Source organism: Entomohabitans teleogrylli, assembly GCF_001484765.1.
Classification (GTDB): domain Bacteria; phylum Pseudomonadota; class Gammaproteobacteria; order Enterobacterales; family Enterobacteriaceae; genus Entomohabitans; species Entomohabitans teleogrylli.
Window position 1 is genome coordinate 55530 of the sequence record NZ_LLXO01000021.1, and the last position, 14933, is coordinate 70462.

13 protein-coding genes are annotated in these 14933 nt (G+C 55.5%); all 13 read left to right on the top strand.

What is annotated here, in order from left to right:
* The first annotated feature begins 109 nt into the window (after positions 1-109).
* The 13 genes from sucA to tolB all read left to right on the top strand — a co-directional run bounded on the left by sucA (position 110) and on the right by tolB (position 14915).
* Positions 110-2923, top strand: a complete 2814-nt coding sequence (gene sucA, locus AQ981_RS20345) for a 2-oxoglutarate dehydrogenase E1 component (protein ID WP_058913587.1) — start codon at positions 110-112, stop codon at positions 2921-2923.
* Between the two features lie 14 nt (positions 2924-2937).
* Positions 2938-4149: a 2-oxoglutarate dehydrogenase complex dihydrolipoyllysine-residue succinyltransferase gene (odhB, locus tag AQ981_RS20350; RefSeq protein WP_058913588.1), complete on the top strand. Its 1212-nt coding sequence runs from the start codon at positions 2938-2940 to the stop codon at positions 4147-4149.
* Positions 4150-4285: 136 nt separating this feature from the next.
* Positions 4286-5452, top strand: coding sequence for an ADP-forming succinate--CoA ligase subunit beta (sucC, locus tag AQ981_RS20355; RefSeq protein WP_058913589.1), 1167 nt, complete (start codon positions 4286-4288; stop codon positions 5450-5452).
* Entirely contained in the window at positions 5452-6324 is an 873-nt protein-coding gene (gene sucD, locus AQ981_RS20360) for a succinate--CoA ligase subunit alpha (RefSeq protein ID WP_058913590.1), read from the top strand. Before sucC ends, sucD begins: the two co-directional genes overlap by 1 nt.
* Positions 6325-7401: 1077 nt before the next feature.
* Positions 7402-8967, top strand: coding sequence for a cytochrome ubiquinol oxidase subunit I (gene cydA / locus AQ981_RS20365; protein WP_058913591.1), 1566 nt, complete (start codon positions 7402-7404; stop codon positions 8965-8967).
* 15 nt (positions 8968-8982) lie between these two features.
* Positions 8983-10122 carry a cytochrome d ubiquinol oxidase subunit II gene (gene cydB / locus AQ981_RS20370; RefSeq protein WP_058913592.1) on the top strand — a complete coding sequence of 380 codons (1140 nt, stop codon included), beginning with the start codon at positions 8983-8985 and terminating at the stop codon, positions 10120-10122.
* 14 nt (positions 10123-10136) lie between these two features.
* On the top strand, positions 10137-10250 hold the full coding sequence (cydX, locus tag AQ981_RS20375) for a cytochrome bd-I oxidase subunit CydX (protein WP_058913593.1): 114 nt from the start codon (positions 10137-10139) through the stop codon (positions 10248-10250).
* Positions 10250-10543 (top strand): cyd operon protein YbgE, encoded by a 294-nt coding sequence (ybgE, locus tag AQ981_RS20380; RefSeq protein WP_058913594.1) that lies wholly within the window; start codon positions 10250-10252, stop codon positions 10541-10543. The genes cydX and ybgE overlap by 1 nt, the downstream gene beginning before the upstream one ends.
* 141 nt (positions 10544-10684) lie before the next feature.
* On the top strand, positions 10685-11089 hold the full coding sequence (ybgC, locus tag AQ981_RS20385; RefSeq protein ID WP_058913595.1) for a tol-pal system-associated acyl-CoA thioesterase: 405 nt from the start codon (positions 10685-10687) through the stop codon (positions 11087-11089).
* A complete protein-coding gene (gene tolQ, locus AQ981_RS20390) occupies positions 11086-11778 on the top strand; it encodes a Tol-Pal system protein TolQ (protein ID WP_121500700.1) in 693 nt (230 codons plus the stop codon). Before ybgC ends, tolQ begins: the two co-directional genes overlap by 4 nt.
* Before the next feature lie 3 nt (positions 11779-11781).
* Positions 11782-12210: a colicin uptake protein TolR gene (gene tolR, locus AQ981_RS20395; RefSeq protein ID WP_058913597.1), complete on the top strand. Its 429-nt coding sequence runs from the start codon at positions 11782-11784 to the stop codon at positions 12208-12210.
* A gap of 36 nt (positions 12211-12246) precedes the next feature.
* The gene (gene tolA / locus AQ981_RS20400; RefSeq protein ID WP_058913598.1) at positions 12247-13488 is read left to right on the top strand and encodes a cell envelope integrity protein TolA; all 1242 of its coding nucleotides are present in this window, start codon (positions 12247-12249) and stop codon (positions 13486-13488) included.
* 134 nt (positions 13489-13622) lie between these two features.
* On the top strand, positions 13623-14915 hold the full coding sequence (tolB, locus tag AQ981_RS20405; protein WP_058913599.1) for a Tol-Pal system beta propeller repeat protein TolB: 1293 nt from the start codon (positions 13623-13625) through the stop codon (positions 14913-14915).
* Positions 14916-14933 lie beyond the last annotated feature (18 nt).

Sequence of the window (14933 nt, forward strand, 5' to 3'; positions counted from 1 at the left end):
CTTTGCGGGATGAACAATAAGCCCGCGAAAGTGAACCCCGGTACGCATACTCCGGTGTGCGTGGTAGTTTCTACGGCGAAATAAGCATAAAAATGCTTAAGGGATCACGATGCAGAACGGCGCGATGAAGCCCTGGCTGGACTCTTCCTGGCTGGCGGGCGCAAACCAGTCCTACATAGAGCAGCTCTATGAAGACTTCTTAACCGATCCTGATTCAGTGGACACCCACTGGCGGACACTGTTTCAGCAGTTGCCCGCGAACGGTTCAGGACCGGAACAATTCCACTCCAAAACGCGTGATTATTTCCGTCGTCTGGCGAAGGATGCCTCACGTTATACCTCTTCTTCGATTACGGACCCGGCAGCGGATGCCAAGCAGGTAAAAGTCCTGCAGCTTATCAATGCTTACCGCTTCCGCGGGCATCAGCAGGCAAACCTTGATCCTCTCGGGCTGTGGAAACAGGATACGGTGGCGGATCTCGATCCGGCATTCCATAACCTGACCGAAGCCGATTTCCAGGAAAGTTTTAACGTGGGTTCTTTTGCCATCGGCAAGGAGACCATGAAGCTCGGCGATCTGATTGCAGCCCTGAAGCAGACCTACTGCGGCTCGATTGGCGCGGAGTATATGCATATCACCAGCACGGAAGAGAAACGCTGGATTCAGCAGCGCGTTGAATCCGTGGTAGGTAAACCCAGCTTTAGCGCTGAGGAGAAAAAGCGTTTCTTAAGCGAACTGACCGCCGCCGAAGGGCTGGAGCGTTACCTGGGGGCGAAGTTCCCGGGCGCCAAGCGTTTCTCCCTGGAAGGGGGCGATGCGCTAATTCCGATGCTCAAAGAGCTTATTCGCCATGCCGGTAATAACGGTACCCGCGAAGTGGTGCTGGGGATGGCGCACCGCGGTCGTCTGAACGTACTGATCAACGTACTGGGTAAGAAACCTCAGGATCTGTTCGACGAATTCGCCGGTAAACATAAAGAGCATCTCGGCACCGGCGACGTGAAATACCATATGGGCTTCTCGTCCGACGTCGAGACCGAAGGCGGTCTGGTGCATCTGGCGCTGGCGTTTAACCCGTCGCACCTCGAAATTGTCAGCCCGGTGGTGATTGGCTCCGTACGCGCCCGTCTTGACCGTCTGGATCAGCCGGGCAGCACCCAGCAGGTTCTGCCGATCACCATTCACGGCGATGCCGCGGTAACCGGCCAGGGCGTGGTTCAGGAAACCCTGAACATGTCGAAAGCGCGTGGTTATGAAGTGGGCGGTACGGTGCGTATCGTTATCAACAACCAGGTAGGCTTTACAACCTCTAACCCGCTGGATGCGCGTTCAACGCCGTACTGTACCGATATCGGTAAAATGGTGCAGGCGCCGATTTTCCACGTCAATGCCGACGACCCGGAAGCGGTGGCCTTTGTGACTCGCCTGGCGCTGGATTTCCGTAATACTTTCAAGCGCGATGTCTTTATCGACCTGGTGTGCTACCGCCGTCACGGCCATAACGAAGCCGATGAGCCGAGCGCGACTCAGCCGCTGATGTACCAGAAAATTAAAAAGCACCCGACGCCGCGTAAGATTTACGCCGACCGTCTGGAGCAGGAGCAGCTTGCCACCCTGGAAGACGCCACCGAGCAGGTCAATCTGTACCGTGATGCGCTGGACGCTGGCGAATGCGTGGTGCAGGAGTGGCGGCCGATGAACATGCACTCCTTTACCTGGTCGCCGTACCTCAACCACGACTGGGATGAGAGCTACCCCAACAAGGTGGAGATGAAGCGTCTGCAGGAGCTGGCGAAGCGTATCAGTTCGGTACCGGAGTCGGTCGAGATGCAGTCCCGGGTCGCGAAAATCTATGCTGACCGCCAGTTGATGGCGAGCGGCGAGAAGCTGTTTGACTGGGGCGGCGCGGAAACGCTGGCCTACGCCACTCTGGTGGATGAAGGCATTCCGGTGCGTATTTCCGGTGAAGATTCCGGACGCGGCACCTTCTTCCATCGCCACGCGGTGATTCATAACCAGTCCAACGGTTCCACCTGGACCCCGCTGGCTCACGTACATAACGGCCAGGGCGACTTTAAAGTCTGGGACTCGGTGCTGTCTGAAGAGGCGGTACTGGCGTTTGAATACGGCTATGCCACCGCGGAGCCGCGCACCCTGACTATCTGGGAAGCGCAGTTCGGCGACTTCGCCAACGGCGCCCAGGTGGTGATTGATCAGTTCATCAGCTCCGGCGAGCAGAAATGGGGCCGGATGTGCGGCCTGGTGATGCTGCTGCCGCACGGCTACGAAGGGCAGGGGCCGGAGCACTCCTCCGCGCGTCTCGAACGCTATCTGCAATTGTGCGCCGAGCAGAATATGCAGGTATGCGTGCCGTCCACCCCGGCGCAGGTTTACCATATGCTGCGTCGCCAGGCGTTGCGCGGTATGCGCCGTCCGCTGGTGGTGATGTCGCCGAAATCGCTGCTGCGCCACCCGCTGGCGGTATCGAGCCTCGACGAGCTGGCCAACGGCGCGTTCCTGCCGGCGATCGGTGAGATTGACGAACTGGATCCGCAGGGCGTGAAACGCGTGGTACTGTGTTCCGGTAAGGTGTACTACGACCTGCTGGAGCAGCGCCGTAAGAACGATCAGAAAGATGTCGCCATTGTGCGTATTGAGCAGCTCTATCCGTTCCCGCATCAGGCGGTTCAGGAAGCGCTGAAACCGTTCGCCCACGTACATGATTTTGTCTGGTGCCAGGAAGAACCCCTTAACCAGGGCGCCTGGTACTGTAGCCAGCACCACTTCCGTGAAGTGATTCCGTTTGGCTCCGCATTGCGTTATGCGGGCCGCCCGGCCTCCGCCTCGCCGGCGGTAGGGTATATGTCTGTTCACCAGAAACAACAACAGGATCTGGTGAATGACGCGCTGAACGTCGATTAATTAAAGGATAAATAATGAGTAGCGTAGATATTCTTGTTCCGGACCTGCCTGAATCTGTTGCCGATGCCACCGTGGCGACCTGGCATAAAAAACCCGGGGACGCCGTCACCCGTGATGAAGTGCTGGTAGAAATCGAAACGGACAAAGTGGTTCTGGAAGTTCCGGCGTCAGCAGATGGCATCCTTGATTCGGTGCTGGAAGACGAAGGCACCACCGTCACCTCGCGGCAGATCCTCGGCCGCCTGCGTGAAGGCAACAGTACCGGTAAAGAGTCCACCGCCAAAGCAGACACTACCGCGTCGACCCCGGCTCAGCGTCACTCTGCCTCTCTGGAAGAGCAGAGTAATGACGCCCTGAGCCCGGCGATTCGTCGCCTGCTGGCGGAACACAACCTCGAAGCCAGCGCCATCAAAGGCAGCGGCGTCGGCGGTCGTATCACCCGTGAAGATGTTGAAAAACATCTGGCGAAAGCCCCGGCGAAGAAAGCCGAGCCTGAAGCGCCAGCCGCACAGCCGGCCCTGGGCGCGCGCAGCGAAAAACGCGTACCGATGACCCGCTTGCGCAAGCGTGTGGCGGAGCGTCTGCTGGAAGCGAAAAACTCTACCGCCATGCTGACAACCTTCAACGAAGTCAACATGAAGCCGATCATGGAGCTGCGTAAGCAGTACGGCGAAGCGTTTGAGAAACGTCACGGCGTACGTCTCGGCTTTATGTCCTTCTACATTAAGGCTGTGGTGGAAGCCCTGAAACGTTATCCGGAAGTGAACGCTTCCATTGATGGCGAAGATGTGGTGTATCACAACTATTTCGATGTCAGCATTGCCGTTTCCACACCGCGCGGCCTGGTAACGCCGGTACTGCGCGACGTCGACCTGCTGGGTATGGCGGATATCGAAAAGCGCATTAAAGAGCTGGCTGTTAAAGGCCGCGATGGCAAGCTGACCGTGGAAGAGTTAACCGGCGGCAACTTCACCATCACCAATGGCGGGGTCTTCGGTTCACTGATGTCTACGCCAATTATCAACCCGCCGCAGAGCGCGATCCTCGGCATGCACGCCATCAAAGACCGACCGATGGCGGTGGACGGTAAAGTAGAGATTCTGCCGATGATGTATCTGGCGCTCTCTTATGATCACCGCCAGATCGACGGCCGCGAGTCGGTAGGCTTCCTGGTCGCGATTAAAGAGCTGCTGGAAGATCCGACCCGTCTGCTGCTGGACGTGTAGTCAGTTTTACCCGGCGGCCTTGGTCGCCGGGCTTAGCAATTCACCTGTACGCCGGGCAGGCAGCACGCTGTCCGGTAATAAAAAGCCAGGCTTTTCAGCAATCTGGTAATGATTACTTGAAGGATGGACAGAACACATGAACTTACATGAATATCAGGCAAAACAACTTTTTGCCCGCTATGGCTTACCGGCGCCGGTGGGTTATGCCTGTACTACTCCGCGTGAAGCCGAAGAAGCCGCTTCCAAAATCGGGGCGGGTCCGTGGGTAGTGAAATGTCAGGTTCACGCTGGTGGCCGTGGTAAAGCGGGCGGTGTGAAAGTGGTAAACAGCAAAGAAGACATTCGCGCTTTTGCTGAAAACTGGCTGGGCAAACGCCTGGTGACCTATCAAACAGACGCCAATGGCCAGCCGGTAAACCAGATTCTGGTTGAAGCCGCGACCGATATCGCCAAAGAGTTGTATCTGGGCGCGGTCGTCGACCGCAGCTCGCGCCGCGTGGTCTTTATGGCCTCCACCGAAGGCGGCGTGGAAATCGAAAAAGTGGCGGAAGAAACTCCGCACCTGATCCATAAAGTGGCTCTCGATCCGCTGACCGGCCCGATGCCGTATCAGGGACGCGAGCTGGCGTTCAAACTGGGTCTGGAAGGTAAGCTGGTGCAGCAGTTCACCAAAATCTTCATGGGCCTGGCGACGATTTTCCTTGAGCGCGACCTGGCGCTGATCGAAATCAACCCGCTGGTGATTACCAAACAGGGCGACCTGATCTGCCTCGACGGTAAACTGGGCGCTGACGGTAACGCGCTGTTCCGCCAGCCGGATCTGCGTGAAATGCGCGACCAGTCTCAGGAAGACCCGCGCGAAGCCCAGGCGGCGCAGTGGGAACTGAACTATGTCGCTCTTGACGGCAATATCGGCTGTATGGTGAACGGCGCTGGTCTGGCGATGGGCACCATGGACATCGTTAAACTGCACGGCGGCGAACCGGCCAACTTCCTTGACGTCGGTGGCGGTGCGACCAAAGAGCGTGTCACCGAAGCGTTCAAAATCATCCTCTCTGACGACAATGTTAAAGCGGTTCTGGTTAACATCTTCGGCGGTATCGTACGCTGCGACCTGATCGCCGACGGTATCATCGGCGCGGTGGCGGAAGTGGGCGTTAACGTCCCGGTTGTGGTGCGTCTGGAAGGCAACAACGCTGAACTCGGCGCGAAGAAACTGGCTGACAGCGGCCTGAATATTATTGCAGCGAAAAGTCTGACGGATGCAGCTCAGCAGGTTGTTGCCGCAGTGGAGGGGAAATAATGTCTGTTTTAATCGATAAAAATACCAGGGTTATCTGTCAGGGCTTTACCGGTAGCCAGGGGACGTTCCACTCTGAACAGGCGATTGCCTACGGCACGCAGATGGTCGGCGGCGTCACGCCAGGCAAAGGCGGCACCACGCATCTGGGCCTGCCGGTTTTTAATACTGTGCGTGAAGCGGTTGAGGCCACCGGCGCTACCGCCACTGTTATCTACGTTCCGGCGCCGTTCTGCAAAGATTCGATTCTGGAAGCCATTGATGCCGGTATCAAACTGATCATCACCATCACAGAAGGTATCCCGACGCTGGATATGCTGACCGTGAAGGTGAAGCTGGACGAAGCGGGCGTACGCATGATCGGGCCGAACTGTCCGGGCGTGATCACGCCGGGTGAGTGCAAAATCGGTATTATGCCGGGCCACATCCACCAGCCGGGCAAAGTGGGCATCGTTTCCCGCTCCGGTACCCTGACCTATGAAGCGGTTAAGCAGACCACTGATTACGGTTTCGGTCAGTCCACCTGTGTGGGCATCGGCGGCGACCCGATCCCGGGCTCTAACTTCATCGACATCCTGAAGCTGTTCCAGGAAGATCCGCAGACGGAAGCGATTGTGATGATCGGCGAAATCGGCGGTAGCGCGGAAGAAGAGGCGGCTGCCTATATCAAAGATCATGTGACCAAACCGGTTGTCGGCTACATCGCCGGCGTTACCGCGCCGAAAGGCAAACGCATGGGCCATGCCGGAGCGATTATTGCCGGCGGTAAAGGTACCGCGGATGAAAAATTCGCTGCTCTGGAAGCGGCCGGTGTTAAAACCGTGCGCAGTCTGGCGGACATTGGCGAAGCATTAAAAGCTATTCTGCCGCAGTAAGCAGATTTAAAAATAATAACGATTCGACATGGATTGGCCACCTGCGGGTGGCCTTTTTTATGCCCGGGAATATGGATAAACAGCGCTGTTCACCGCTATCGCTTTTACTCTCGCCGCCGATTTGCATTCACGTTAATCTTTTTATGTTTTTTATCATATGGTTATGATTTGGTTTTTTATTGGTAACCAGAAAAAGCGAAAAAAGCATTCTGCTAATCGAGTAATCGCAGTGATACGCAGTGGGGTATTTGGCAAATAGCATGCGGCCTACTGTGATAGCGCATTTTTTATCATCCCTGGAATTTTCTGTATGGCAAAAAATTAAATTTACGGCTGTGCACTGGTTAACAGAAATAACCCGTTGGTTTTTCTTATCAGGCAAAAATATGGAAGTTAACTAACGATTTTGAAAATTAATGCTTGCGTCCTGTCAATACTGGCTGACTGCGGAAGGGAGCCGTAAAGCGCAGCGGCAGTCACTAAACGCAGCGGCAGGAGTGTGACGCCGCTCACCCGGCTCAGCGCCGTGGGGCTGAGGAAGTCTGAAAGCCGGGTTTTAACCTGGTAAAGTGGCTTTTTCCTGACATAGTTACAATAAATAACTCACTGTCGAATTAACGTTAACCTGGCAACGTCTGAGACCAATAAAGAACAATTTTATAACATTATTTTTACTATTTTCTCCGGGAAGAAACATGGTTAACAAAATAGATTAAAATTGATATAAATCAAGTTGTAAACTTTGAAAAATAGTGTGAAAAAGTAGGAAATTGCGTTGGATCAATCTGGTTTAAAGCCAATAAATTCGCTATAAATTGATCACCGTCGAAAAACGCAAATTACAGTAAGCAAAAACCTATTTATTGTAAGGGAATTGCGGCGTAATATGGTTGCGGGATCTATTTGGTATCTTTATTAACGTATTTGCAACCTTCGCTTTTGCGATGTCACATTTAACAGCGTGATTTTGCACAAGCGCCTGGAAGCAATCTATTTGTATTGGGGCATGCGTTGTGGAGCACCGGAGTGCGCGGTGTACCACGTCCGGAGTCTTCATGCGAGGAGCAAGGAGTCAAGATGTTTGATATTGTCGAACTGTCACGCTTACAGTTTGCCTTGACCGCGATGTACCACTTCCTGTTTGTGCCGCTGACGCTCGGTATGGCGTTCCTGCTGGCCATCATGGAAACGGTGTACGTCCTGTCTGGTAAGCAAATCTATAAAGACATGACCAAGTTCTGGGGCAAGCTGTTTGGTATTAACTTCGCTCTGGGGGTTGCCACTGGTTTGACGATGGAATTCCAGTTCGGGACAAACTGGTCTTACTATTCCCACTATGTCGGGGATATCTTCGGAGCGCCGCTGGCCATTGAAGGCCTGATGGCATTCTTCCTCGAGTCTACGTTCGTTGGGCTTTTCTTCTTCGGTTGGGATCGTCTGGGCAAAGTTCAGCACATGGCGGTAACCTGGCTGGTGGCTCTGGGCTCTAACCTTTCCGCTCTGTGGATTCTGGTGGCTAACGGCTGGATGCAGAACCCGGTCGCATCGGACTTCAACTTTGAAACCATGCGTATGGAGATGGTGAGCTTCTCTGAACTGGTGCTTAACCCGGTCGCTCAGGTGAAATTCGTTCACACTGTCGCCTCCGGCTATGTCACCGGCGCCATGTTCATTCTTGGTATCAGCGCCTGGTATATGCTGAAAAACCGCGATTTCGCTTTCGCCAAACGCTCTTTCGCCATTGCGGCGAGCTTTGGTATGGCGGCGGTGCTGTCCGTTATCGTACTGGGCGATGAGTCCGGCTATGAAATGGGCGACGTGCAGAAAACCAAACTGGCAGCCATTGAAGCCGAGTGGGAAACCCAGCCGGCGCCGGCTGACTTCACGCTGTTCGGGATTCCGGATCAAGAAACCAAAGAAAACCACTTCGCTATCAAAATCCCGTATGCGCTGGGGATTATCGCCACCCGTTCTGTTGATACGCCGGTGGTGGGTATTAAAGATCTGATGGTGCAGCATGAAGAGCGTATTCGTAACGGGATGAAGGCATACAAACTGCTGGAAGAACTGCGTAATGGTTCGACCGATCAGGCGGTGCGCGATGACTTCAATAGCGTTAAGAAAGACCTCGGCTACGGCCTGCTGCTCAAGCGCTATACCGACAATGTCTCTGACGCGACGGAGCAACAGATTCAGCAGGCGACGGAAGATTCTATTCCAAGCGTACTGCCGCTGTACTTTGCGTTCCGCATCATGGTGGCCTGTGGCTTCCTGCTGCTGGTGATCATCGCTGCGGCCTTCTGGTCGGTGATTCGTAACCGCATTGGCGAGAAAAAATGGGTACTGCGCGCCGCGCTGTACGGTATTCCGCTGCCGTGGATTGCCGTGGAAGCTGGTTGGTTTGTGGCGGAATATGGTCGCCAGCCCTGGGCTATCGGCGAGGTGCTGCCTACCGCGGTGGCGAACTCGACGCTGACCGCCGGAGACCTGATTTTCTCCATGGTGTTGATCTGTGGTCTGTACACGCTGTTCCTGGTGGCTGAACTGTTCCTGATGTTCAAGTTCGCGCGCCTGGGTCCCAGCAGCCTGAAGACCGGTCGCTACCATTTTGAGCAGTCCACTGTGGCTTCTCAGCAGGCCTAAGACAGGAGTCCAGAAATGATCGATTACGAAGTATTGCGTTTTGTCTGGTGGCTGCTGGTAGGCGTATTGCTGATCGGCTTTGCCATCACCGATGGCTTTGATATGGGCGTCGGGATGCTGGCCCGCGTGCTGGGGCGCACCGACACCGAACGTCGCATTATGATTAACTCCGTCGCCCCCCACTGGGACGGCAATCAGGTGTGGTTAATCACTGCGGGCGGCGCGCTATTCGCCGCCTGGCCGATGGTCTATGCGGCGGCGTTTTCCGGGTTCTATATCGCCATGATCCTGGTGCTGGCTTCCTTATTCTTCCGTCCGGTCGGTTTTGATTACCGCTCCAAGATTGAAGATATGCGCTGGCGCAACATGTGGGACTGGGGCATCTTCATCGGTAGCTTTGTGCCGCCGCTGGTGATCGGCGTGGCGTTTGGCAACCTGTTACAGGGCGTGCCGTTCCATATCGACGAGTACCTGCGTCTGTACTACACCGGTAACTTCTTCCAGTTACTCAACCCGTTTGGTCTGCTGGCCGGTATTGTCAGCGCCTCAATGATCCTTACCCAGGGCGCAACCTACCTGCAGATGCGCACTACTGGCGAACTGTACCTGCGTGTTCGCGCCACATCGCAAATCGCCACCCTGGTGATGATGGTGTGCTTCGTTCTGGCTGGCGTATGGGTGGTTTTCGGGATTGATGGCTATGTAGTGACCTCGACTATCGATCACTATGCCGCATCCAACCCGCTGACCAAAGAGGTGGTGCGTCAGCCGGGCGCGTGGCTGGTGAACTTTAACAATGCGCCGATTCTGTGGATCGTTCCGCTGCTGGGCGTGGTACTGCCGCTGCTCACTGTGCTGACCTCCCGGGCGGATAAAGCCGCGCTGGCGTTCCTGTTCTCATCGCTGACCCTGGCATGCGTCATTCTGACTGCCGGTATCGCAATGTTCCCGTTCGTTATGCCGTCCAGCACCATGCTGAACGCCAGCCTGACGATGTGGGACGCGACCTCCAGCCACCTGACGCTGAATGTGATGACCTATGTCGCTATCGTGTTTGTGCCCATTGTTCTGGCTTACACCATCTGGTGTTACTGGAAAATGTTCGGCCGCATCACTAAAGAGCACATTGAAAGCAACACCCACTCTCTGTACTAAGTAAGGAGCTGATTATGTGGTACTTTGCATGGATTCTGGGAACGCTGCTGGCCTGTGCTTTCGGGGTGATTACCGCGCTGGCGCTGGAGCAGGTTGAAGCGACTCAGGCTTCCAAAGAAAAACACTGATGAAAAAAATTATCGCAACGCTTTACGCGGTAATGGATAAGGGCCCGCTCAGGGCCCTTTCCCTGATCATGGCGTTGGCGCTGGCCGGCTGTATTTTCTGGGATCCGAGTCGCTTTGCGGCGAAGACCAGCGCGCTGTCGATATGGCACGGTTTTCTGATCATGTGGGCGGTGTGCGCTGGCGTGATTCACGGTGTGGGCTTTCGCCCGCAGGCGCTGCACTGGCAGGCTATCTTCTGCCCGCTGATTGCCGATCTGGTATTACTGGCCGGGCTTATCTTTTTCTTCAGTTAACTTCGCTAACTTAGTGTCCCTGAACAGTTTATGGGCTTTCCTTCGCCCATAAATATTTACGTTCCGTTTACCTCAAGCCATTTCAAACTCCCTTCAGCTTGCGTATAGTAGCAAGGTTTAATTGCATTACCGGAATGTAGAGTGAGTACAATGCTGTTCAGATGGCCGGTTCGCGTCTATTACGAAGACACTGACGCCGGCGGCGTGGTTTATCACGCCAGTTACGTCGCATTTTATGAACGAGCTCGCACAGAGATGCTACGTCAGCACCACTTTAGCCAGCAGGCGCTGATGGCGGAGCGGGTCGCTTTTGTTGTCCGTAAATTAACGCTTGAGTACATCGCGCCGGCAAGGCTTGACGATATGCTCGAAATCCAGACCGAAATTACATCAATGCGCGGCGCCTCCATGGTGTTCACGCAGCGAATCGTCAATGCTGAAAACCAACTTCTTAATCAGGCCGAAGTTCTGGTGGTTTGCGTTGATCCTCATCTCATGAAGCCTCGTTCGCTTCCTACGTCTATTGTCGCGGAGTTCAAGCAGTGACTGACATGAATATCCTTGATTTGTTCCTGAAGGCAAGCCTTCTGGTCAAATTCATCATGTTGATTTTGATTGGTTTTTCTATTGCCTCCTGGGCCATTATCATCCAGCGGACGCGTATTCTGAATGCGGCAACTCGCGAGGCGGAAGCGTTTGAAGATAAATTCTGGTCGGGGATCGAGTTATCTCGCCTGTATCAGGAAAGCCAGGGGCGCCGGGATAGTCTGGTCGGGTCAGAGCAAATTTTTTATTCCGGGTTTAAAGAGTTCGTCCGCCTGCACAAAGCGAATAGCCACGCGCCGGAGGCCATTGTTGAAGGGGCTTCCCGGGCAATGCGCATTTCTATGAACCGCGAGCTGGAAACGCTGGAAACGCATATTCCTTTTCTGGGCACCGTGGGTTCCATCAGCCCGTATATTGGTCTGTTTGGCACCGTCTGGGGGATTATGCACGCGTTTATCGCGCTGGGCGCGGTAAAACAGGCCACCCTACAAATGGTGGCGCCGGGTATCGCTGAAGCGCTGATCGCCACGGCGATTGGTCTGTTTGCCGCTATCCCCGCGGTGATGGCCTATAACCGCCTCAACCAGCGGGTCAATAAACTGGAACTTAACTACGACAACTTTATGGAAGAGTTTACGGCAATCCTGCACCGCCAGGCGTTCAGCTCCAGCGAGAGCAACAAGGGGTAAGCGATGGCCAGAACACGTGGTCGTGGGCGCCGCGATCTGAAGTCCGAAATTAATATCGTTCCGCTGCTGGACGTGCTGCTGGTGCTGTTGCTGATCTTTATGGCGACGGCGCCGATCATCACCCAGAGCGTGGAGGTCGATCTGCCGGACGCCACAGAATCCAAAACGGTCAGCACTAATGACGAGCCGCCGGTGATTATCGAAGTGTCCGGCGTCGGGCAGTACAGCGTAGTGGTTGAAAAGGATCGCCTTGACCAGTTGCCGCCGGAGCAAGTGATTGCCGAAGCGCAGCGGCGGCTACAGGCGAATCCGAAAGCGGTGTTCCTGATCGGCGGCGCTAAAGAAGTCCCTTACGATGAAATTATTAAGGCGTTGAATCTGTTGCACCAGGCCGGCGTCAAATCTGTAGGTTTGATGACGCAGCCCATCTGACGACGGGTTTTGGGTCACTGTTTTTGGGAACCGAGAGTGTCAAAGGCAACCGAACAAAACGACAAGCTGAAACGCGCGATAATCATCTCCGTGGCGCTGCATATAGTGCTGATCGCGGTGTTGATCTGGAGTTCGTTTGACGAGCATATCGACACCAGCGCGGGCGGTGGGGGAGGTTCCTCCATTGACGCGGTGATGGTCGATCCCGGCGCCGTGGTTCAGCAGTACAATCGTCAACAGCAGCAGCAGGCCAGCGCGCAGCGGGCTGCGGAGCAGCGCGAAAAGCAGGCGCAGCAGCAGGCGGAAGAGCTACAGCAGAAGCAGGCCGCTGAGCAGGCGCGACTGAAGCAACTGGAGAAAGAGCGTTTGCAGGCGCAGGAAGAGGCGCGTAAGCAGGCGGAAGCCGCAGCGAAACAGGCCCAGGAGCAGCAGAAGCAGGCTGAAGAAGCGGCGAAAGCGCTGGCGGACGCGAAAGCGAAGCTGGAAGCCCAGAAACAGGCTCAGGCTGAACTGGCAGCGAAAGCCGCGGCGGAGAAACAGGCTCAGGAAGCGGCGGCGAAAGCGGCCGCACAAAAGAAAGCTCAGGAAGAGGCCGCGAAGGCGGCCGCCGATAAGAAAGCCCAGGAAGCGGCCGCGAAGGCCGCGGCCGATAAGAAAGCCCAGGAAGAGGCGGCGAAAAAGGCGCAGCAGGAGGCCGAGAAGAAAGCTGCTGCAGAAAAAGCGGCCGCTGAAAAAGCCGCTGCCGAGAAGGCCGCCGCCGCCAAAGCCGCTGCTGCTGAGAAAGCCGCCGCCGAAAAAGCCGCGGCGGAAAAGGCCGCTGCGGCGAAGGCTGCGGCAGCGAAAAAAGCGGCTGCTGCGAAAGCTGCCGCTGAGAAACAGGCCAGCGGCGTCGACGATTTGTTGGGCGATCTGAGTTCTGGTAAAAATGCGCCGAAAGGTTCGAATAGCGGCTCTGCCGGGGGCTCATCCCCCACAAAAGGGACTAAACCAGGTCAGGGGGGAGCTTCTCAGGCTGAGATTGCCTCCTATATCGGTCAGGTACAGGCAGCGATTAGAGGGCATCTTTACGACTGGGATACCTATAAAGGCAAGACGTGCACGATACGCGTTAACATAGCTCAGGACGGAACTTTGTTAAATGTTAAGGTTGAGGGTGGTGATCCGGCGTTTTGTCAACAAATGCAGTCGGCTACCAGTCGGATGTCGAAGTTTCCGAAACCGCCTTCTCAGGCGATTTATGAAACCTTTAAGAATGCGCCGCTGGACTTTAAACCCTAATCGGGTTTACCTCACCACGTTGGGGTAAGCCGGGTCAGGTAAAGATTCCCGGGCGAGATGTAGTTTTGGATATTTCAGTTTGTTAACATTCTGCTAAATTATCGTGGGCGTTTCGCCCGGATAAGGGAGATATGATGAAGCAGGCATTACGAGTCGCATTAAGTTTTCTGATGCTGTGGGCAGCAGTCCTGCACGCGGAAGTGCGCATTGAGATCACCCAGGGGGTGGATTCGGCGCGTCCAATCGGCGTTGCGCCGTTTAAGTGGGGCGGCCCGGGCGCCGCGCCGGAAGATGTTGGCGGTATTGTCGCGGCGGATTTACGCAACAGCGGTAAATTCAATCCCCTCGATCGCTCGCGCCTGCCGGAGCAGCCGGGATCGGCACAAGAAGTCCAGCCTGCCGCGTGGTCCGCGCTGGGCATTGACGCAGTGGTGGTCGGCCAGGTAGCGCCGAACGCCGACGGCAGTTACACCGTCTCTTACCAGTTGGTGGATACCGGCGGCGCGCCGGGTACTGTGCTGTCCCAGAACTCCTTTAAAGTGAACAAACAGTGGCTACGCTACGCCGCGCATACCGCCAGCGATGAAGTTTTTGAAAAACTGACCGGTATTAAAGGCGCATTCCGTACCCGTATCGCTTATATTGTGCAAACCAATGGCGGCCAGTTCCCTTACGAACTGCGCGTGTCCGACTATGATGGCTACAACCAGTTTGTGGTGCACCGCTCATCTCAGCCGCTGATGTCGCCGGCCTGGTCGCCGGACGGCAGCAAACTGGCCTACGTGACCTTCGAAAGCGGTCGTTCGGCGCTGGTAGTGCAGACACTGGCGAACGGCGCAGTGCGTCAGATTGCTTCGTTCCCGCAGCACAACGGCGCCCCGGCGTTCTCGCCGGACGGTAGCAAACTGGCTTTCGCACTGTCGAAAACCGGCAGCCTGAACCTGTATGTAATGGATCTGGGCTCCGGCCAGATTCGCCAGGTGACCAATGGCCGCAGCAACAACACCGAACCAAGCTGGTTCCCGGACAGCCAGAATCTGGCCTTTACTTCCGACCAGGCCGGTCGTCCGCAGGTGTATAAAGTGAATGTCAACGGCGGCGCGCCGCAGCGTATTACCTGGGAAGGTTCGCAGAACCAGGACGCTGATGTGAGCACCGATGGTAAGTTTATGGTGATGGTGAGCACCGCGGGCGGTTCTCAGCACATTGCCAGGCAGGATCTGGAAGCGGGTGGCGTACAAGTTCTGACGTCAACGTTCCTGGATGAAACGCCGAGTCTGGCACCAAATGGCACGATGGTTATCTACAGCTCTTCTCAGGGCATGGGATCCGTGCTGAATCTGGTTTCCACGGATGGGCGTTTCAAAGCGCGTCTTCCGGCAACTGATGGACAGGTTAAATTCCCTGCCTGGTCGCCGTATCTGTGATAATAAATATTGATTATT